The following is a 22026-nucleotide window of genomic DNA, read 5'->3' on the forward strand; positions in this document are numbered from 1 at the left end:
CTCTTATCTCATGCAACAAAGCTATAGCACGTTTTGCATCGCCCATAACAGCGCTTTCGGTAATTTCAAAAATCATAGAATTCACCGAACATTGGCTTTGTTGTTTTACATTTTCCATTTGACGAAATAGTTTCGGATCACGTAATTGACTTACCGACAAGTTCACATTCATCGTTAGTGGTTTTCCAGAACTCGGGATATATGTTTTTTGCCATATAGAAAGCTGTCTAAATGCTTCTTGCATCATAAAATATCCAATATCAAGTATTAATCCTGTGTCCTCAGCTAGTGGAATAAATTGATCAGGACTAATTAGTCCTTTTCTTGGGTGTTCCCAGCGGGATAATGCTTCGAAACCAACGATCTCATTAGTCGTTAAAGAAATGATTGGTTGGTAATATGCTTTTATTTGATTTGTGGCTAATGCTCTGCGCAGATCATTTGTAAATTTCATATCAGAATATTTCCTGACACTATCTTTAGTGGTAGCAATTTCAACGAAATTTTTTCCATGGTCTTTTGCACGGTACATAGCAACATCTGCTTCACGCATAATGTCACTTGGATTCAAACCATTTCCAAAACACATCAATACGCCAATAGAGCATGTAACAATAGTTTCACCTTGGCTTAATAAAATTGGTTGCGCGATTGATACTTTAATTTCTTCAGCTATTATCTCTATTAGCGTTTGGTTCGTGGGTGGGTAAAACAATATTACAAATTCATCTCCACCAAGTCGAGCTACTTCACCTCGTGCACCTACTATGTTGGTGATTCTTTCAGCAGTAGTTTGTAATACTATATCTCCTGCATTATGACCTAGCGTATCGTTGATTATCTTAAACCTGTCTAAGTCAAGGAAGAATACCGCAAATGTTTGTTTAACTTCACGAGATGGCCCATCCTCTATAGCATCGAAAGTTTTATTTCCATCTAATACTTTTGTTATTAACGTAGATAAGTATGTTCTATTCCATAATCCAGTCAGTGGATCTCTATTCGCCATTGACAGCAATTCTGTCTCATGTATCTTTTTATTAGTTATATCTTCTATTTGTATTACGAAATCAGCATTCACTTCATCTATAAAACTAGAACTAGGAATATGATTTATAGATGTTGAACCCCATCTCACCTCACCATCAACTCTTATAAATCTACATTCTAATGTTATTGAATTTGTCTCAACTGAACCTAATACCTTTGCAAGATTAATATCAAATAGTGATCTGTCGTCAGGATGAATTATATGTCCAATAGAGTGGCCAATAATTTGTTTTTGATCTACCCCACAAAAGTCTGTAAATGTCTGATTTGTATGTATGATATCTCCAGAAAGATCTAACAGAATTAAAGATGTTGGTGAATTTTCAAATACAACTTTGAATCTTTCGCTCGATTTTAAAACCTCCTTCACGGATTTATCTTTTGCTTTTAATAAAATTTTATTGCATAAATAAGATAAATAATCACTAAATAACAAAGTGACAAAAATTGCAATTAGAGGAAAAAATAATTCCCTAGGTATATTTCTGTAAATTAAATAGTAGACGAATGCTGAAAATACGCAAATAAAAGCTAAAGTTTCAATACAAATAAGTAATATATTTTCACCTTTAATTTTCTTAGTTGTCGGCGATGTTTTTGGATTCATAACACAACTCAATATACCTAAGTAAAACAGAATCATAAAAAAGTCTAATGATGGATGCATTATTCTGAAAATCTTTGATGGATAGTACAAAGAAATAAAATCACCTATGACACCCACAACCAGTGTAAAGGTGAATGGTCTAATTAATTTATCAAAACCAGAATAAAACAATATAGAGAAAGTCAGGGAAAGGATAATAACATTTAAATAAGCTACATTAGAAAACTTTATATCGAAAGTATCATTTCTATTTGAGATCAAAACAATCATATTCGTAAAAAATGCTAAACAAATACTTAGGTTAAAACAATGCGATAATATTTTCAATTTTTCTATTCGATGAAAATTTGAAAATCCTAATGAGAATAGCGCTATGAATACTAAAAGGTATGAGGGTATATAAAAGTAAATTGAATCAAATTGTATATATTCGTTAAAACTTGGTGATAACTCAGTTGCATGTGTAAGTATTCTCGCGATCAACATTGTTACTGCGGTTATTCTAAGAATTTTCCAACCGAATAATTTTGAAATCTCTGCCTTGTAGCTAGCTGAAAAATAAAAAATTATTACACAAAATGTGCTTAGATATCCGCTAAAAACGAAATACGATTGTTTCTCAGCTGTAAAGTTAATATATTGATAAACAGATATAGAAAATGTAGTTAAAAAGATAATAAATAGAACAGGATAAGTTACTTTAGCGCTTGCATATAATGCAATCCTTTCAGTTAATGCCTTATTTCTGTTCATTTAAAGATCTTCGACTGATTGAAGCCGTTAGATTAGCTATTAAACGTATTCTCTTAATATCATCATCAGAATAACGCGTATATAGCGAAATGATTAACTAGATATATGATTTAATGATTTCATTTTCAATTGACTCTAAGTTTTGTATTTCAAACTCTACAATATCTGGTGAATTTAAGAAAAGAAAAAGGGCTCTTACTCTTATTGTTTGAAAAGTTTTTTTAAGAAGTGCTGAATAAATTGCAAGTTGATTTGAATATATTTCATTCTTTTTGTCAATCGTATTTTTAGAATCGATTGTATCTGTTTTGTAGTCAACAATTAAATAATGATCAGTATTCTTAACTAGTAAATCAATATAACCGCTGTATTTATTATTACCTAATATTCCTGCGATAGGCACCTCTCTTAGATAATTATTTTTTAAATTTTTAATTACATTCGTATTCAATGCTGTTGTTACACATTTTTGAACATTAATACTATGTTCTAAAATTCCTTCTTGATATGAGCAATTTCTGCATATCTCTATAATTGTATCTTGAGCAGCATTAAAACTAAGCAAGTTTAAAGCACGATGAACAGCACGACCAATTGCTGGACCTAATGTGAGGTTTTTAGGTTTGTCGTTATTATATGTTTTTTTTGTATCCTCGTTTATAGTGCTTCCAGGACTTAAGGTACGATTTGTTTCGATTTTAATATTTAATCTTGAAATAGACTTATTCATTTTGATAGTCGAAATTGGGAATCTTGCAACTATGGGCGATATGGTAGGTTTAATTTCTGGATTTTTAAAAGATGTTATTTCGAATTGTGAATCAGTCGAATCATACTGGACCTTATTTTCCTCAATTTTTAAATATAATTTTGAAGCATTTGAAACTCTTGGCTTAGAATCTTTATTAACTTGATGATGCTGACAGACTATTAGGTAATCACGTGCTCTGGTCATTGCCACATATGAAATCCTCTTCTCTTCGTCGATTTCATCAAGAAACTTATCTTCTTTGAAATCTTTTAATCGTGTATCTCTAAAATTTTTATTTAAATACAAAGCAAAATCTTCACCAAAATTATCATTTTCTTCAATTGGTAAATATACTGCCTGTGATCTTGTATTTGTTTTTTCGGATTTAATGCTTGGAATGTAAATTACAATTGGGAATTCGAGGCCTTTAGATGAATGCGTTGTTAGTATATGTACAACATTTTCATTTGAATCCAAAGAAATTTTCTCAGATGCTTTTGAGGATTCTTTCTCCCGATTCAATTGTTCAACGAAGTTAAAGAGGGTAGGCGAACTGGAATTATTTGAAAATGATATTGACTTTAAGATCAGAATTTTAGATATATCTGAAATTGTATCTTCAGTTTCGTTTTTTGCACTAGCGATACTTAAAGCAAGTCCATACTTAAACATTAAGTTTGATATAAATGTAGGTAACTCTTGTTTGGAAGACACTTTATGCAAAGTTTCAATTTCGTCAAGTGCATGTTTTACTTTCTGTACGTCAAAATCTGCATTCTCGAAGTTAATAGAAGAAATGCTTTCAGAGCACCAAATGTTATCAATATAACTATCACTTTCCATATGCTTCTGAATGAAATGTGTATATAGTAAAAGGTCATTATTAGAACATTTAAATAGAGGTGAGCGCAACGCTCCAATAACATTTATTGATTCTTTTGGCATTGCAATTGCACCTAATATTGAATTAATCATTTGTGTGAATCTATGTTCAAAAATTAATGTGGGTGAATCTACGTTGAACGGAATAGATTGAGACTTTAATTCATCAACTAGATCTTTTAATATACTTCTATCTCTAATCAGTATTGTGATATCTTTATATTGTGAAGCTACGAAACCATCTATATCTTTATTAAATATAGCTATATTTAATAAATCTGAAATTTTAGTTGCAACATCTTTAGCTTGTACTTTTCTTAAGTCACCAACACTAGAGTTCATTCCTTGACCAATAGTTGAAAAATGAGGAATGCTTTCTTTTGAGAAGTTCTCTCGCACAGATGCCATGACATCGTATCCTTCAATTAAGCCAGACATTATGGAATTTACATTATCTATTATGTGTTTTGTTGTCCTACGAGATGTGTCTAAAGTCAGATTCTCTAGCTCAAATTGTTCTATAAACGTTTTATACTTATTGATCTCCACACCTCTAAATCCATAAATGGATTGCTTGTGATCGCCAACTACAAAGAGCCTACCTAGGTCTCCTAATGATTGATTACTTCCCAAAATTTTGATTATCTCTAATTGATTTGGGTCGGTATCTTGAAACTCATCAACAATTACACAGTCGTATTTTTGCCAAATATCAAAACTATTTGATTCAGTCTGGAGTATATATTTGGATCCTAGGATTGCATCGCTAAAGGTAAGATAACCATTCAATATACATTTCTCTCTGAATTCTGATGCGGCTTTTAACAATATTTTTGATACTAACCTCAATGTAGTATCAGCGATAACTGAAGTGATATCTTCGATAATAGTACCAAAATATTCAATTTTTATATCAAATTCGTTATCAGTTTTCTTTAGTGCAAACTTTGAATCATTTATATATTTTTTCAAATTATTAATTATTTTTATAGTGGTGAATGCATCATCAGATCTATTAATTGCATTAGCTAGATTTAAGAATTTTTCGTACCTTTTTAATTTTTTGTCCTTTAATTTAGTTAGATCTAAAAGGTTATATTCTGAAATAAGATTATTTGCAATAGCGCCAAGTTCTTTTATGGTTGAATTTATTTTAAGATGATAATTTTCTACTTCAGCAATGTGGTCTTCCATCTTAAATGGTTTTATTGTATTGTTAAATTCATATTTTTCATATATATTTAGAAAAAATTGTTTCCACACGTTTCTTTTAATCCCGCATGCATAAGAATTAAGCAAAAATGTTTTTAAATTGACTTCAGACCCTAAATTATTGAAAAACTTATCAAAAAATTGTTTTTGCTCTTTTTCATTAGACAGTTCATCTAGTAATGAAATTTCGTTGTTTATCCCCAGTATTTTTGAATATTCTTTACAAATTTCTAACGCAAATGCATGAAAGGTAGATATTGATGAAGAATACACGTCATTTAAAGCATTTTTTGCCCATTTTTCTTCTATATATTTCTTTAATTCATCAATAATTCTCTCTTGCATTTCGATGGCAGCATTTTCTGAGAATGTCAGCAATAGTATTCTATTTAAAGGTACACCATTTTGTAATAATGCTATAACTCTTGCAACGATTGCATATGTTTTCCCACATCCTGCACTTGCAGATATTGAATATGATTTATCTAAATTCTCTGAAATGGTCTTTATGGGATCATGTTCCATCTTTATCCTCATTAAAATCAATCGTGGCTTTACAGTATTCATCAGCAAGGTGTCTAGCTTTAATTGTTTGCCACATCTCTTGATGATCCATATAACATATTTTCTTAACTTCACAATTTTTGCAATTTTCAACTTCTTTGATTTCACCTATTTTAGTTTCGAGTTTTAATTGTTCGAAAGAATAATTTCTTGGAGCTATTATCCCTTTTGAAATTATTGAAGTTAAGTCATCTACTATTTTATTAACCTTATCTATTGTGTTTTTATCAATTTCTAATTTTACCGATTTTTCTTTAGAATTCTTTTTGAGATACCAATATTCTAAAAGTTTTATTTCCATTTCTTTCTCTAGTAGTGAGGCATAAATACCAAGTTGTAAACGTTGACCAAACATGAAAAAGTCTTCACCCTCTTTAAGTTCCCCTGACTTATAATCAATAATTGTATATGTTTTATCCTTATTTGAATCTATCCTATCTATTGTTCCAGTAATACTAATTGGGCCATGTGAAGTCTCTATTTTCCCTTTAACCTTTTTTTCTAAATCATAAATATTGGAACCAGATTCGATTGCTTGTTTGTGTAACACAAGACAGGTTTCTATTAAATCCAATATTTCAATTTTATTTATTGCGCCAGAGAACTCATTGGGCAGATAGCTCTCTTTTATCAAATCGATAATATTATCTTCAATGAATTTAGATATTTGAATAAAATTGAGCCCAGATAAACCCTTGTCTTCTAATGCTTTGTGGATCATATTGCCTCTGTCAATCGCTTTCAAGAGATCGATATCTTCAGACTCCAATATATGACTAGCCTTCAAAGTTCTCGTAATAAAGTATTTGAAAGGACATTTAGCCAAGATTTCGAAAGACGTAGCTGAGAAGTTGCTTATACTATTTCTCTCTATTAGTAAGTTATTTTCATTTAACTCATCACTAAAGAATGATTCATAAAATTCTGTTTGGCCTATAGAATCAATATTATCATTCTCGTACGTATCTAAAATTGAAACACTATTTATAAATTCTGATTTTTCTTGGAGTTTTTCTATTGTGATTTCATTGTGCAATTTTTTCCATGTAATATCTACCTCTGAAGTTGAAACTGTAATATTGTTAGAGCAATTGAATAGCCAATTTATAATTGCTTTGTTTGTTTCTTTAGAAGTTATTTCAGTATCGGTATTTCCAATAATGCTTTCAACATCAAATTTAGATAACAATGAGTTGTTCTCTCTTTGTAAATTTAAATATTTTGCATTCATACTTGTTATGAACAATTCATCAAATGAATTTCCAATAATTTCTTTTGGATTGCAGATGTAAATACCGTTACCTATTGTTTCTATGCGAAGAACAAGTGAAGAAAATAGCCTTTTTAATAGAAAATCAGCCTCTTCCGGTGTAATTATAATATTGTATTTACATAATTCTTTTAATATGGAATATTGATTATCTATAAACTCTATTTGTGTTTCTGCGGAATTCAATTTGATTTTATTATAACCATTTTCTAAAAATTTACATATATATGTATAATATTCTTTTAAAGTTGTAGAATTCTGGATGTTCTTAAATAGATCTTTAATTGTATAGAAATCTTTTTTGCCATCTTGAGTTTTTAGCCAGTGGAATCTATCATAAAAGCAATCAATAAAATGTTTGTTTATAGCTGTATATTTATTTTCTAAAATGTATCTAGCCGCAAGGACTACTTGGCTACTATATGCACTATTCGTTATCGATCCGCTTATAGGAATTGATCTTGTTTCAGCACATGTAATTAAAAGTTGTTTTTGTCTATTATTGGGCACAACAATAGCTAGCTTATTTAGTGATGTATTTTCAGTGGCAATCACAGCTAGGTCTAATATGGCATTGGCTTCGTCGAATGCTGATTCAAAAGTTATAATCTCATTGATTTTATAGGAATCACAATTTTTCATAGTAATCTTTTTAGCGATGTTGCCATTACACTTTTGTATAATAAGTTCATGTAAATCTGGTATATACTCATGAGTTAATATGATGATTTTTCCAAAAATGGTCTTGACTATTTCATCAAGATCGTTATGATCAGAGAAGTTAGTCATACGAATCTTTTGGAACTCATTGATGCATTTATAAGCAAGATAATTGATATTTTTTAATTTTTTAATTTGATCTTGATTTATTCCGTTTAATAATTTTAGTGTTTCTTCTACAAGTACTATATTTTTCCAAGAGCTATCTGCACTAAATAATTTATCTGAAACATTTTTTAAATCAATAATGTTCGTGACATGGTTCGTACTTCGATAGACGAATTCATTGCTAAATCCATCTTGCAGTATCGATATGATCTCATTTTGTGAATAAAATCTGATACCGTAAATATCTCTTAAATCTTCTTCTACCTGTTTTTTTAGAAATATAGGCGATGTATTCGATGGAAGTGCAAAAGTTATTAATCCATCATAATGTTTGCGCAATTCAATAATTGACGCCTTAATTAGATCAAATGTTTCTCGTCCTGGATACACTCTTAAATTCTCAATCATTGAAAATACAATACCTCTTAGTATTCCTCATTATAGATTCGTAACAATACTTAGATAGTGTCTAAATTATCAGAAATTGAGTAAGATTGTATCAGATGAAATTAACAAAAAGTATTACAAGATTTTTTACAACGATATTAATTGGCGGGTTCCTTGTGGGGCTATGTTGTGCAGCTTTATTGCCAGGTTATGGAGTATTAGCAGCTGCACATTCTGGAGATGACCGTATAGATATCGCACTTAGCAGTCTTAAATCTAGAACGATTGTATTTGATTCAGCCGAGAATGAAATTGGACGTATTGGATTAGAAGATAGAGACCCAGTTAAATTGTCTCAAGTCCCTGAAATAATGAAAAAAGCAGTTGTTGCTGTGGAGGACCAAACATTTTGGGACAATCCTGGTATAGATGCAAAAGCAATTTTACGTGCAGCTAGTTCAAATGTTGAAGCTGGTGGTAATAGTCAAGGTGGATCGACTATAACTCAGCAACTAGTAAAAAATCGTGTATTAACAGATGAAAAAACTTATTCCAGGAAACTAAAAGAAGCTGTTATTGCTTATCGAATTACACAAATATATTCAAAGACCGAAATACTCCAAGAGTATTTAAATACTGTATATTTCGGGCAGGGTAGCTATGGTATCAAGTCTGCATCAGAAAGATTTTTTGGCAAACCATTAAAAGACTTAAAGCTATCAGAAGCTGCGTTATTGGCAGGTGCGATACAAAATCCCGAATATAGAAATCCTTTTTTATACCCAGATAGGGCAAGAGAGCGAAGAAAACAAGTTCTAGAGATAATGCGCGAGCAAAAAATAATTACAAAAGAACAGGCTGATAAAGCTAATGCCGAAGCGATTCCAACAAATAGGCCTTCCGCAGAACTAAAACCCGATAATTATCTTGTTGCAGAAGCACAACGACTTTTACTTGAAGATACTCGTTTAGGTTCGACACCGCAAGAAAGATATAACAAAGTATTAAGTGGTGGATTAAAAGTTTATACCTCGTTTAATCCAGAACTACAAAGTATCGCAAAGTCAGCAGTAGATACAATACTACCTAACCAACAACCATTTACAGCTGCAATGGTTGTAATGGAAAGAAGTACAGGGAAAGTTGTGGCAATGGTAGGTGGACCTGGATTTGCTGATTCAAAATATAATTTAGTAACCCAAGGTGAACGCCAGCCAGGTTCGACATATAAGGCTATTACACTAGCCACAGCTTTAGAAAATGGTTACTCGCCAAATGACAAAGTTTCTGGAGTATCGCCTTGTAATATTAAAGTAAAAGGGCAGGCACCATGGAAAACAGCAAATGCTGAGCGTGGTGGTGGAATTATGACTTTGCGTAGTGCAACCGTTGGCTCAGTGAACTGTGCATTTGCACATGTCATTGCATCGTTAGGTCCTGAGAAAGTTGCCTCAATGGCAAAAAGACTTGGGGTTACGCATACTGTACCAAACTATCTTTCGATCACTTTGGGTACAGATGAAACAACCCCACTGGATATGACGACAGTTTTTAATACATTAGCTAATTCTGGAGTTAGACACGATCCTATTTTTATTACAAAAGTTGTAGGTCCTAGCGGGGAAGTTATATTTCAAGAAAAATATAATGGTACTAAAGTATTGGATCCACAATTGGCAAATACTGTAACTGATATGTTGCGCGGTGTTGTAACAAGCGGTACTGGTACTGGTGCGCGTCTTAATGGATTTGATGCATTCGGTAAAACAGGAACAACAGAAAATTACGGTGATGCTTGGTTCTGTGGTGGAACTGTAAAATATACTTCGTGTGTATGGATGGGAGACCCCAAAGCCCGTACTCCTATGAAAAGGGTAGGAGGTAGGACTGTTTTTGGTGGAACTTACCCAGCTTCTATCTGGAAACAGTTTATGACTGGCGCTTTAGCGGGGGAGACAAATGTTATGTTTCCAGCCCCTGATAAAAATCTCTGGCCTAGTTCGAAATATATTTCAGATTTAGGACGTGGTAAAGGATCACCTCCTATTACAACTACTACTTTACCTCCTGACCCGAATCTTACTGTTCCAAGTGACGAGCCTCCTGTACCAGAAGTACCTCCAATACCGACGGCATCTACACCCTGATATCGAATTGCAGTAATCTTGTTTATCTATCTACCAGCACTTAGTATCCTTGCTACATTACTAATATTTAGGTCTATGGGCATTGATTACCGTGCTGTTGGAATCGGATCTTTGATACCATTTGCAATAGATGTATTTTATTCTAAACAATCTTTAGGACATTCATTTTTCTTACCGTGTTTTTTGCTTGCATTTATAATGCTTATAACAATTAAATCTAAACGCTTAACTAGGAGAAGACTAATTTGTTTTGTTATTGGGATGTTCTTCGCATTAGTTTTAGAAGGGACTTTTAGATATTCGACAATATGGTTTTGGCCAATCAAATCAGGAGTCAGCCAAACAGTTGCATTATTGCCAACTTGGCCAATAATGCTTATTAGAGATTTAATTGGTTTGCTTGTAGTCTGGATAATTGTTGGTTTAGGTGAACTATATAAAAAAGAAAATATAATACAATTTAAGAAAACTGGGAGAATTATTTTTGAGACAGATTCTTCCAGATAAAAAAAGAAAGAGGATCGCACTTACGCCGGATTCTGTTCTCTTACTCTCGTAAGAGAGGTAATCATCCATCTAGCTACAATATCTCTATTGTAGTCATCGCCCTAAGGCTGTAGCGGTCTACCCGAAACTTAAAACGTGTGAGCCACACTATTTCCTATTCGACCTTGCTCCGCACGGGGTTTACCAAACTTTATGATTACTCATATCGTTGATGTGTTCTTAGGTACATCTTTTCACCCTTACCGATCTAGAAAAACTAAATTGGCGGTATATTTTCTGTGGCACTTTCCGTCGAGTTACCTCGCCCGGCATTTCACCGGCGTGTTGCTCTATGGAGTCCGGACGTTCCTCGTATATATTAAATATAAACGCGATTACCGTGCAATCCTCTTAGAACATTGTAGAGGCATTATAAAAATAAATCGAAATATACTATTAAACTAATAAGTGTGAGATTTAATAGTTGGTGCTATAGAGAATCTCTGGATGCATTGCTATTTGTGTTGCTGTCTTTGCCGATGCCATTGATCCTTCTCTGGCGTATTGGCTTGCTGCACTTAAAGCTTTGTCGTGTGCTAAAGAAAGGTTGCCCTGAGCTAGCGCCTCTAGTGCTTCATGAAATAATATTGTTGCGTTAGGTTGTATCATTCCAATTGCTCCGGTCAGTAAGTCCGTTTTGGCTTATTTGTAGTATTGATTACTTTTATCAGTGTCGGCATTTTACTGAAAAATATTTAATAAAAAAAATAAAATATTTAAAAATATTAACGAATCGTGCGAACTATTGGTTATTTGGATTCAATACCTATAAACCACAGGATTTACACTTATAATCTTTATGTAAATTTAAGAATAAAGAGGACTATGAAAAATATAATTTCTGATCTAATTAATAAGAAAGATCTAACTAAAGAGCAATGTTTTAACTTAATGGAACAGATTCTAAATGGTAAATGTAGCGATTCTGAGATGGCAGCGTTTATGGTATTGCTTCGAGCAAAGGGCGAAACAGCTATAGAACTTAGCTCGCTTGTAAATACTATGTGGAACAATATGCCTGAATTTGGTACTGTTGATAATACTGACACTATTGATACTTGTGGAACTGGGGGATCTCAATTTAAAACCTTTAACATTTCAACAGGTGTATCTTTTATACTCTCTGCACTTGATGTAAAAGTTGCGAAACATGGAAATCGTGCAGCTAGCTCAACTTCAGGTGCTGCTGATGTACTTGAAGAATTAGGTTATAACTTGGATCTAGAACCAAAAAAAGTTGCCGAGCTATTTAATGAAACTGATTTTGCATTCTTGTCTGCAACAATATTTCATCCTGGCATGCGTTATGCAAAAAATGTAAGAACAGATTTAGGAGTAAGGACCACTTTTAATTTTTTAGGCCCTTTAGCGAATCCATTTAGAGCACCAATACGTTTCCATGGGGTTTCAGATAGGTCTATGGTAGATAGATATATTAAGACTTTAGATACCCTAAAAGTTGAGCGAGCTATTGTTTTTTGTAGCCAAAATTCAATGGATGAAATATCGATATCTGGAATCACAAGGGGCAAGAGAATTGATTATGGTGAAGTGAATGACTTTGAATTCAATCCAGCTGAGTTTGGGTTCTCACTTCTCGATGATTCAGATATAGTAGGAAAAGATCCTAAATATAATGCAGAAATTCTTAAGAGAGTTTTTTGGGGCGAAAATAGCAAGCAGCGAGAAATTATTGTAGCGAATGCAATGATAGGTTATGGCCTTGTTAAAAATATAGAATTAAGCCAAGCGAAACTTGAAATCGAATATGCGCTCGATAATGGGATTGTTCATAAGAAATTTAGTCAGATAATAGATAGATCAAATTCAATATAATTATTATAATCTAATAGTTGAATTTCGATACCTTTGCTTAAAATTGACTAAATTATATCAGTGGCAAAAGTATTGAGCTGTCCTGACTGTGGACACAAACATAAATTGGATCTTCTTCTAGGTCTAGACTTTTTCATGTGTCAGAGTTGCGGTAAAAAATTAGCCGTTCCAGCAGAAGTATCAAATGTAAACCAAGAATCTCCAAAAAAAGAGAAAGTAATATCGGTTGTTGCTTCATCAACTTTAAGCCCAGATGCTGGCGTAACTGTTATACCAGTTACGCCTAGTTCAAATAATTTTAAAGACGACATATTGCCAGAACATTTACCTAAAGGTGAAATAGATTCAATCAAACCAAATGAGATTAAACCTAATGTTGATCCCAGTCAAGGAATGGAGGGCGGAAAGCATTTACATTTACCTCATGGTCATATCGCGCAAATGGGTTTCTCGGTTTTTGTAAAGTTAATTATATGGGGGCTATCAATAGGTATTGGGTTTATATGTATAGTTATAGTACCTAGGTTATTTGGTCTAGGATTTCATGCTATAGATTTCGTTGATGTTATAACTCAAAACGGCATACTAAAATATAAAGTTGTTGTCTATCTGATTTTCTTATGGTCAATTGCAACAGCACTTTTCGTCGGAATTTTTAACTATCTATTTATTAAATTGAAACGATCTAAGTAATTTGCAACCACGAGTCTTTCTCTAAATTCGACTGGGTTGCTTAGGAATTTGAATCCAAAATTTTTACGATCTGTATCTTTTGGTAAAGATAGTATCTCATTATTAATTTTATTATTATTACTAACAAGTTGATCAATGATGGTCGATCTTGACCTATCTAGCAATTTTACTATAGCTCTTCCATTTTCTATGTCGTAAATATTTCCCAAATTAACCGAATTGTAATTTGATGCTTTTTCAATATTTGAAAACCTTATCATCCATTTTTGTAAAATTATTGAGTATTCAAAATATTTTTTTGCTCTTTCGAATTGTAAATCACCAGAGTATATTTTCATTTTTTCAATTAGACCATTTGTATACTTGTTAAAATTTATAGGAAGGTCACAACTCAGTTTGTGAATCTGGTCAAGATATTTTTCTTTACCAAAATAATCTCCACTGCAGAAACAGGAATGGATTCCAGCAAGACTATTTATACAAGGCACAATTGGCCTATTCATTTCTTTGCTTATTATCTCGTCACAGTGTCTTAAATTAAAGACTATGGTTAATGCTTCCTTGAAATCAATTGCGAGAGATCTAGTTGTAAAAGGTCCGTAAATTAAAGAACCGGAATTCTTTTTTGAATATTTAGATAAGCGTAAAGCTGGAATATATTCATTCAAATCTAGTGAAAGATAAGTAAACTTATTTTGGTCAATATCGGTTTTATTATATTCAGGTCTAAATTCTTGTAAAGTCCGTAACTCAAGAATACGTGCCTCATATGCTGAAGGTGTAGTTATATATTCTATTCTTTGTGTTGAACTAATGAGTTTACCGATTCTAGATCTATCATCAGATATGAAATATGATCTTAATCTCTCTTTCATATTTCTAGATTTGCCTACATAAAGTATTTCATCATCATTCGATATAAATATGTAGATACCAGGTAACGGTGGAATGTCTTTAGCCAAAATTCGTTTTGAATACCTCTTCCTATTTTTTTTCGAAGGTATTTTAATAAAATCATTGACACCTTTAACACCAAGTGAGGAAGATCGCTCTACTAGAGAATGGAATAAATCTATAGTAGCTAATACATCGCTATAGGCTCTGTGGGTCGGTCGATTTGTTGCATTTATATATTTTGCTAAAGTTGAAAGTTTGAAATTGATTACTTCGTCGGCATAGAGTTTTCTAGAAATCGTTAAAGTATCAATATAATCATTCGATAAAATCGGGTATGAATATCTACTTAGTGCCGAATTAATAAAAGCAATATCAAATTTTATATTATGGCCAATAATGATTTTATTACCAATAAATTCAACTAGTGAAGGTAGTACTTTATCAATAGTGGGACAATTTACTAATTCTTCATTAGTAATAGAAGTCAAACGAATTATTCTTTCTGTTAATTCTTGTTCTGGATTAATCAAACTATGTAATGAGCCTGTTATTTCGCCACCACAAATACTTACTGCAGCAATTTCGGTAATTGCTGACTCAATAGGACTTATTCCTGTTGTTTCACAATCAATAACAACAAATTCGGTATTTTGTAATATTGCCCCACTTGATTCAAAGCTAAGTTGTTTCATCGATTCTTCTTAAAGTATAAATTTCTATATTTCGTATGTATGTTTGACCTATTCTATTACTCGTAACGTACTAGAATAGTAGTTAAATAAGAGATATTTATAAGGAAAGTATTTAAGATAGTGAATATTACGGATACCAAAAATGTACATCCTACCGATACAAATCAGGCTGTTATGGTACCGGACTTTCTACTACTGCCAGTCATAGAGTCTGCTTTTTGCATAATACAAAAGCAAGAAACATCACAGATTCCTACATCTCTTAGAAGAATTTCAAATTTTGATGCAAAAACACTTCATCATTCAACAGCAAGAGCACAGATTATTAGTTCGATTAACTCTAATGATGACTTTCGTCAATTAGTTGAGGAAGAATTTTTTAATCGTGTTGAAGCAAATGTTGCCTTAAATTCGTGGTCATTAAATGATGCTATATCAATAATTGGAGATTTCGCTTCTCGTAATGATCTTGCACTTATAGCTTCTATGCTCTGGCTGAAAAGACCCGTTGGTTACGAATTTGGATTAGGTCTAATACTTGCACACAGTTCAATATCAATTAGTGAAACTGATCAACGTGAATCTTTACTGGCTCAAGAAGCAAAAATTTCGAATTTAACAAAAACTTTAGATGTAGAGAAGGATAGATCCAAATTATTAGCTAGCGAAGTTTCTCGTATGGAAGAGGAACTGCGTAATGAAAGAAAAAATAGAAGAGCAAAAGAGCAAAGATATGAAAGCAATATAGCTGCTCTTGAAAAACAGATAAGTCAAAGCGATTCTATAATGGAGCGAATAAAAGAAGGCGAGAAACGTAGCAGTGCTAGATTAGAGAGAGAAGCTTCAAGAGCCAGGGAATTAGAAGTCAGACTCAGATTGGCAGATGAAGTATCGAGCGAAAAAGCGAATAAAATTTCACAACTTCAAGAGCAATTAGCATCTGCCTTATCTTCAGAAATAGAACTTGGCTACGAAGATTTACAAAACTTAATTATGGCCCAAGCACAAGCGGAACAAATCTCAAGTTCACTATTAACAATTATGAATAAGACACGTTCAATCCTTTCCAAAACAATAAGCACATCTATTCCTATCGATTCTGATGATAGTAATTCAAAATTAGAGCAAGAAAAAAATGAAGTTAAACGTACGGTATCAAAAAGCAGAACTAGTGTTGCCATCCCTCAAGGTTTAATGATAGAGAATCCATTAGCATTAACTGAAATATTTAAACAACAAAAATTAATTTTATTAATTGATGGTTATAATGTTTCTTTAAATTCATTTCAAAATCTAAACTTAGAACTTCAAAGAGAACGCACCATTAGTTGTGCAGCCAACATAGAGTCTAGATTTGCTACTAATTGTACCGTCATTTTTGACGGTGATTCAAATACAACACGAGCTTCAATGCGTTCAAAAGTCCATGTAGTATTTTCTCCAGCAGGTACAACTGCAGACGATGTGATTATTGAGAGAATTTCGATGACACCAAACGATCGTCCGATTGTTTTAGTAACTAATGACCAAAACTTAAAAAGACGTGCTAAAGGATTAGGCTGTCAAACAATCTCAACTAATACTTTTGTACAGTTTTCAAAATAATTATTTTCTTTTGCTTATGTCTACATAACTTCTTATAGTAGGGCCTGTGTATATTTGCCTTGGACGGTTAAGTTTAGTTTTGTCTGACTCCATCATCTCTCTCCAGTTCGCTATCCAACCAGGTAGTCTACCCATGGCGAATAAGACAGTAAACATTTGAGTAGGAAATCCTATGGCTCTATATATAAGTCCAGAATAAAAATCTACATTAGGGTAAAGTTTTCTTTTTATAAAATATTCATCACTCAAAGCTACTTTTTCTAACTCTAGAGCAATGTCTAGTAAATGATCATTCTTATTCAAAACTTTTAGTACATCATCAGCTATTTTTTTAACAATTTTGGCTCTAGGATCGAAATTTTTATAGACACGATGCCCAAATCCATAAAGTTTGAATGAATCATCTGGATCTTTTGCTCGCAAAACTGCAGATGCAACATCTCCGTCATGATTATCTCGTATATCTTCTAGCATTTCCACAACTTGTTGATTTGCTCCACCATGAAGAGGTCCCCATAGGGCATTAATACCAGCGGCTACACTAACAAACACATTTGCTTCTGAACTGCCAACCATACGCACAGTAGATGTCGAACAGTTCTGTTCATGGTCCGCATGGAGGATCAATAATACTTTTAAGGCTTCTACAACAATTGGATCTACTTCGTAAGGTTCTGATGGAACAGAAAACATCATCATGAGAAAGTTTTCAATTAAATCTAAATCATTATTTGGAAATAAAAATGGTTGGCCTATAGATTTTTTGTAGGCATATGCTGCAATTGTTGGAAGTTTAGCCATTAGTCGAACAACTGAAAGTTCAACTTGTTTGGGATCGTGAATATATTGACAGTCTGTATAAAAAGTAGAAAGAGAAGCAACAACAGATGATAATATTGCCATTGGATGTGCATCCTTTGGGAATCCGTCATAAAACCGTTTGATGTCTTCATGGATCATCGTATGTTTCTTAATTTTATTACGCCACTGATCTAATTGAACTGTGGTAGGTAATTCGCCATTAATGAGCAACCATGAAGTTTCAAGAAATGAACCTTTTGTAGCTAACTCCTCAATCGGGTATCCTCTATATCTAAGGATTCCGTTATCACCATCGATGTAGGTGATTGCAGATTCAGTTGAACCAGTATTCATGTATCCATAATCTAATGTTATTAAACCTGTTTCAGCTCTCAAATTAGATATATCAATCGCCCGTTCCTTTTCGCTGCCTTCAACTATGGGTAGTTTTAATTCTTTGTCTTTATAAGTTAATATCGCAGGATCATTTATAATTTTTGCTCTTGGCTGTTCTTTCATTTTTTCCCTTTTATAAGTAATTATTCTACTAAATTCCTGTAATATACAATTTAGCATCGTTCTTTTGCCATTTTCGCCAATTCATATCATTTTCTTTAGTGATATTAACTAAAGTGGCATGGTAATCTAGACGAGTAAATTGCTACTTACTATTTAGGAGTATAAATGATTGATCCAGCTTTGAGAGAACGTGTATATGCCATGGTCCGTGAATACCTGCAAGTGCCAGAGGGTGAGCAGCTACGTATGGACGCTGATGGTGATATTCCTATTAGATGGGGATCAGCATTATATTATGTACGCCTTTTAGATAAGTCACCTACATTGGTTCAAATATTTTGTGTTGTATTACGGAATGTAGCTAGTAGCCACGAGTTGCTTGAAGAAATAAATATTATAAATGAAGGAATCGTTTCAGCAAGAATGTTCTGGGCGGAAAGCAATGTAATAGCTGCATCCGAATTGTTGGCAGATCAATTAGACCAGGAAGAATTAAGTCATGCATGCTGGTCAGTAGGGTCATTAGCTGATTGGGCTGATACTGAATTACATGAACAATTTGGAGGAGAAATGGTATTCCCAGATGATGCACCAGAAGATAAAAATGCTGTTCCTGATTGGACATAAAAGCTTACTAATTATTTAAAATCGCTGAATTTTCTGATTCGCGTTCCATACTAAACAGTTCTATTATTACTGATTTATTATCAAAACTAGATATGAAGTTTAAAATACAATTCGAATTCTTAAATGATGCCATAATCCTATAAGTATTTATTTCGTCAATTATAGATTGTCCCTCTCGAAAGTTTATATTATTTACTTCGTACGTATTATCATTTAATTGGTATTTAGCAATAATTGTATTTAAAGATGTTGTGTCATCAAAGCATTCTTTATACCTGTAATAACTGTTACTAGTACAACTTGTTGCATTAAATCCTCCATATTTAGGTAAACTTGTTTCGCATACTTCTTTTGGTATTGTATTTATTGCCTTTGTGTGTTTTTTTGTTGTGTTAATATTTTTATTATTCTCCATTATTTTGATATTGGACAATTTATTTATTGGATCTGAAAGTAGATGGACGAACAATAATAAAAGAAACATTGTAATAAATAAAAAAGCTATTATAAGCTTTACTTTTATAAATGATTTTGAGCGATACTTACTAGAAAACAACAAATTCTTATCAACTTTTACTATTTTGTTGACGTGAGCGTATGCCATGCTGTACAATATAACACAAGATTATAAAGACATCAAATGGTATGAATTATGGACGAGATTATTGATAATTATTCAGAAATACTAATTGTTGCTTGTATAGTTATATTAGCTATTACTGCTGGCGAGTATTTTGAGATCAAGAAAGTATTATCTAAATTATTAGTAATTTGTACTTTTTTAATTGTGCTATTCAATACAAAAATTGTAATTGCAAAACAAAATCATAAGATACTTGATACTCCAATTAAAAGAATTGAATTTGATCCAGATTCACAGGATCCATGGTTAATAAATGATGCTACTGTAACGCCAGAAATAAATAGTCATGAAAAGACAGATAATCAATTTAATTCCAATCAGAATTATATTGTTAAAAAAAATGATAGTTTATATTCTATAGCTACGAAATTTTCGAGCGAGAAAGAAATGATAGATAAGCTATGGTTGGAGATAATCTCTTTAAATACTCAAAATCTTATTTCTAAAAATCCAAATTTAATTTTCCCTGGTGAATTAATTCTGATACCTTTAATCAAAAATTAACCCCATTTTCCTTGAGTCGTAGTTGATTTTATAGGATCTTGCTTTACCTTAGGAATAATTTGATCTAAATCTTTTTTTGAATCTATAATATTTTGATTTGTTGACATATGGTTTAATACTTTTGCAAGTTGCGAAACTTGAACAGTCCAGGGTAGCTCGAGTTGAGAAAGCAATGTTGAGATTTTTCCAGAAAATTCACCTTCCCATGCCGCAAGCATATTGGGTAATTCTGCATTTAGTGCGAAACTTGTTTTAGATAAATGTACTAATTCAACCAATTTTTTTACTTCTGCTGCAACTGCATTTATTAGTATTTTTATTCTCTCTTTAGCTTCATGACGAATTTGGCTGGCAGCCATTGTTGAACCGACTATAGCTTCAGCAATATTCTTTTGAACCTCTAAATCGATATTGAAAGAATCTAAATTATTTAACCAATTAAGTATTGAGTCATTTGTATCATCATCTTCAGAGTCATCATCTATTTCCATAGGTGAACTCTGTGCTCGTAAATACTGTAAGGCTTTATTCAATTCTTCGACTTGTTGTTCTAGATCTGAAATAGTATCAGCACAACCTGCAATAACGGTATCTACAATACTTTTATCATAACCCGACTTTGCCTCAGGCATAGAAAGTGACCTTAGTTCTTTTGAGTCTATATTTCTATTGGCCATATTCTATTTTCGTCACTATTGAGTATGAAACTGAAGAAGAATATTAATTAGTTTGCATTAATTGGATTAGACATAAATGTTTCCAAAACAGCACATTCAGCCAAGATATTGCTTATAATCCCACCTTTAATTTCAGGATTCGAAGCATAAGCATCTATTTGTCGTTTTTCGAATGTAGCTAGAGTTACTTCCAACGCCTCATCGAAATCAATACTAGGATTTATGCCATCAAGGGTAGTTGTCCTAATTATTCTCTCGACTTCTAGAGGAGAAAGTAAAGTTGGAAAACTATAGACGGCCCTACGCTCATTTGGAGTTATTAGATATAGCCCGGCACCCATTTGAGTGAAAAGCCCTGGTGAACCATGTACTTCAGTAGAGATATCGCCGATATCTTTAAATCCTAAGGCGTTGAAAAAATTCTTTTGATTCTTATTCTTTATTAATAAATGCACCAAATCCCTTAAATCTCCAGGATGCGCCTGGGCTCGAATCTCAGTTGTAGGACCTACATAGAGTGAATTGGTACCACATTTTAAAGTAAGACAAGCTCCAGGAAAATGATAAGCGACGGCTGTTGTCAGTCTGATATTTGGGATATTTAACATAACAATTTTTATGTCAGCCATAGATTTTTACTCGAGCCTTTTTGTGAAAAAAAGTATTATTCTGCTTTATTTCATTCGTATTGTTGACGATATTAGAACACAGAAAGTATTTATTGGCTGACATGCATAAAGCCTAAGGAGAAATATGGGATTGAAATTGATTCATTCAGATGAAAAACGAGATCAAAAACCTCAAGTTTATGTGGTAGCAGAAGAAAATATTTATGACGCACTTTCTAAGGATCTAGCTTTAGATGTTTATCCTGTTTGTTTTAGTTATGCGAGTTTTGTGCAAGCCTTCGTGACAAAATCAATATCGACAAATAATGCAATCGTTTTAGTTTCTGATTCGCTATCACAAAAAATGGCACCGCTTGAAGCCGTTATTGCTTTAGTAAGAGAAAATATTGTGCTAATACCATGGCAACAAGATGAACAAAAGCTAAAAGAATTAAATGTTAAATCGAGTATACGAAGACCTACATTAAATACTTTGCGTAGATCCCTATATAACCATATTGGTCTTATTGAACCACCAGCACGTTATGATGGCGATGTAAATCTAGATGTGCCAGAATCAGCTTTGATCATTGAAAATAATACTTTTTTTTCAATAAATACTCAAAATCAAGATACCCAAAAGAAGGAAAATGCAATAAACCGTCTTCAAACTATACAGGGAAAAATAGCTTCGCATAAAGGTATTGGCGATTTACAAGATAGTAAAGACCAATCTTTACAAACTTCTAACATTGATTCATATCAAGCTTCATTTTCAGAACCTGTAGTTCAAACACCACTAGTTCAGACTCCTGTAGTTCAGACTCCTGTAGTTCAGACTCCTGTAGTTCAGACTCCTGTAGTTCAGACTCCTGTAGTTCAGACTCCTGTAGTTCAGACTCCTGTAGTTCAGACTCCTGTAGTTCA

Annotated in this window: 17 protein-coding genes and 1 other RNA gene; 8 read left to right on the forward strand and 10 right to left on the reverse strand. The window is 32.7% G+C overall.

The genetic code is table 11. The annotated features are described in order from the left end of the window. The 3 genes from KBF89_03210 to KBF89_03220 all read right to left on the reverse strand — a co-directional run. On the reverse strand, window positions 1-2410 hold a 2410-nt coding region (locus tag KBF89_03210), incomplete at its 3' end, for a diguanylate cyclase (protein MBP9115332.1). A 97-nt stretch (window positions 2411-2507) separates the two neighbouring features. Then, the gene (locus tag KBF89_03215) at window positions 2508-5780 is read right to left on the reverse strand and encodes a UvrD-helicase domain-containing protein (protein ID MBP9115333.1); all 3273 of its coding nucleotides are present in this window, start codon (window positions 5778-5780) and stop codon (window positions 2508-2510) included. Further along, entirely contained in the window at window positions 5770-8325 is a 2556-nt protein-coding gene (locus KBF89_03220; GenBank protein ID MBP9115334.1) for a PD-(D/E)XK nuclease family protein, read from the reverse strand. The genes KBF89_03215 and KBF89_03220 overlap by 11 nt, the downstream gene beginning before the upstream one ends. A 95-nt stretch (window positions 8326-8420) precedes the next feature. Between KBF89_03220 and KBF89_03225 the strand changes: the two genes are divergently transcribed. Together KBF89_03225 and KBF89_03230 are read left to right on the forward strand one after the other, a co-directional pair. After that, the gene (locus KBF89_03225) at window positions 8421-10451 is read left to right on the forward strand and encodes a transglycosylase domain-containing protein (protein MBP9115335.1); all 2031 of its coding nucleotides are present in this window, start codon (window positions 8421-8423) and stop codon (window positions 10449-10451) included. Between the two features lie 75 nt (window positions 10452-10526). Continuing rightward, complete coding sequence (locus KBF89_03230) at window positions 10527-10958, forward strand: hypothetical protein (protein ID MBP9115336.1); 432 nt, start codon at window positions 10527-10529, stop codon at window positions 10956-10958. A gap of 5 nt (window positions 10959-10963) precedes the next feature. On the opposite strand, the gene rnpB is transcribed toward KBF89_03230, so the two are convergent. After that, window positions 10964-11348: RNase P RNA component class A (gene rnpB, locus KBF89_03235), an RNA gene on the reverse strand. Between the two features lie 66 nt (window positions 11349-11414). After that, window positions 11415-11606, reverse strand: a complete 192-nt coding sequence (locus tag KBF89_03240) for a hypothetical protein (protein ID MBP9115337.1) — start codon at window positions 11604-11606, stop codon at window positions 11415-11417. Between the two features lie 216 nt (window positions 11607-11822). Here KBF89_03240 and trpD point away from each other — a divergent pair, with 216 nt between their 5' ends. Further along, the gene (gene trpD, locus KBF89_03245; protein ID MBP9115338.1) at window positions 11823-12833 is read left to right on the forward strand and encodes an anthranilate phosphoribosyltransferase; all 1011 of its coding nucleotides are present in this window, start codon (window positions 11823-11825) and stop codon (window positions 12831-12833) included. Window positions 12834-12893: 60 nt separating this feature from the next. After that, the gene (locus KBF89_03250; protein ID MBP9115339.1) at window positions 12894-13526 is read left to right on the forward strand and encodes a hypothetical protein; all 633 of its coding nucleotides are present in this window, start codon (window positions 12894-12896) and stop codon (window positions 13524-13526) included. On the opposite strand, the gene KBF89_03255 is transcribed toward KBF89_03250, so the two are convergent. Beyond that, a complete protein-coding gene (locus tag KBF89_03255; protein MBP9115340.1) occupies window positions 13493-15115 on the reverse strand; it encodes a GIY-YIG nuclease family protein in 1623 nt (540 codons plus the stop codon). The genes KBF89_03250 and KBF89_03255 overlap by 34 nt on opposite strands. A 120-nt stretch (window positions 15116-15235) precedes the next feature. On the opposite strand from KBF89_03255, the gene KBF89_03260 reads away from it, so the two are divergent. Then, the gene (locus KBF89_03260; protein MBP9115341.1) at window positions 15236-16720 is read left to right on the forward strand and encodes an NYN domain-containing protein; all 1485 of its coding nucleotides are present in this window, start codon (window positions 15236-15238) and stop codon (window positions 16718-16720) included. Here KBF89_03260 and KBF89_03265 read toward each other — a convergent pair whose 3' ends face one another. Continuing rightward, window positions 16721-18040: a citrate synthase gene (locus tag KBF89_03265; GenBank protein MBP9115342.1), complete on the reverse strand. Its 1320-nt coding sequence runs from the start codon at window positions 18038-18040 to the stop codon at window positions 16721-16723. Window positions 18041-18205: 165 nt separating this feature from the next. On the opposite strand from KBF89_03265, the gene KBF89_03270 reads away from it, so the two are divergent. Next, entirely contained in the window at window positions 18206-18667 is a 462-nt protein-coding gene (locus KBF89_03270; GenBank protein ID MBP9115343.1) for a YbjN domain-containing protein, read from the forward strand. Window positions 18668-18674: 7 nt separating this feature from the next. Here the strand turns inward: KBF89_03270 and KBF89_03275 are convergent, their stop codons facing one another. Beyond that, window positions 18675-19271 (reverse strand): hypothetical protein, encoded by a 597-nt coding sequence (locus KBF89_03275; protein MBP9115344.1) that lies wholly within the window; start codon window positions 19269-19271, stop codon window positions 18675-18677. A 48-nt stretch (window positions 19272-19319) separates the two neighbouring features. Between KBF89_03275 and KBF89_03280 the strand changes: the two genes are divergently transcribed. After that, window positions 19320-19814 carry a LysM peptidoglycan-binding domain-containing protein gene (locus KBF89_03280; GenBank protein ID MBP9115345.1) on the forward strand — a complete coding sequence of 165 codons (495 nt, stop codon included), beginning with the start codon at window positions 19320-19322 and terminating at the stop codon, window positions 19812-19814. Here KBF89_03280 and KBF89_03285 read toward each other — a convergent pair. Together KBF89_03285 and KBF89_03290 are read right to left on the reverse strand one after the other, a co-directional pair. Then, window positions 19811-20491, reverse strand: coding sequence for a hypothetical protein (locus KBF89_03285; GenBank protein ID MBP9115346.1), 681 nt, complete (start codon window positions 20489-20491; stop codon window positions 19811-19813). The two genes, KBF89_03280 and KBF89_03285, sit on opposite strands and share 4 nt — an antisense overlap. A gap of 47 nt (window positions 20492-20538) precedes the next feature. Then, window positions 20539-21120, reverse strand: a complete 582-nt coding sequence (locus KBF89_03290) for a hypothetical protein (protein ID MBP9115347.1) — start codon at window positions 21118-21120, stop codon at window positions 20539-20541. Window positions 21121-21244: 124 nt separating this feature from the next. Between KBF89_03290 and KBF89_03295 the strand changes: the two genes are divergently transcribed. Then, a partial coding sequence (locus KBF89_03295) for a hypothetical protein (GenBank protein MBP9115348.1) occupies window positions 21245-22026 on the forward strand: 782 nt, incomplete at its 3' end.

Source organism: Acidimicrobiia bacterium (assembly GCA_018057765.1).
GTDB lineage: Bacteria > Actinomycetota > Acidimicrobiia > IMCC26256 > JAGPDB01 > JAGPDB01.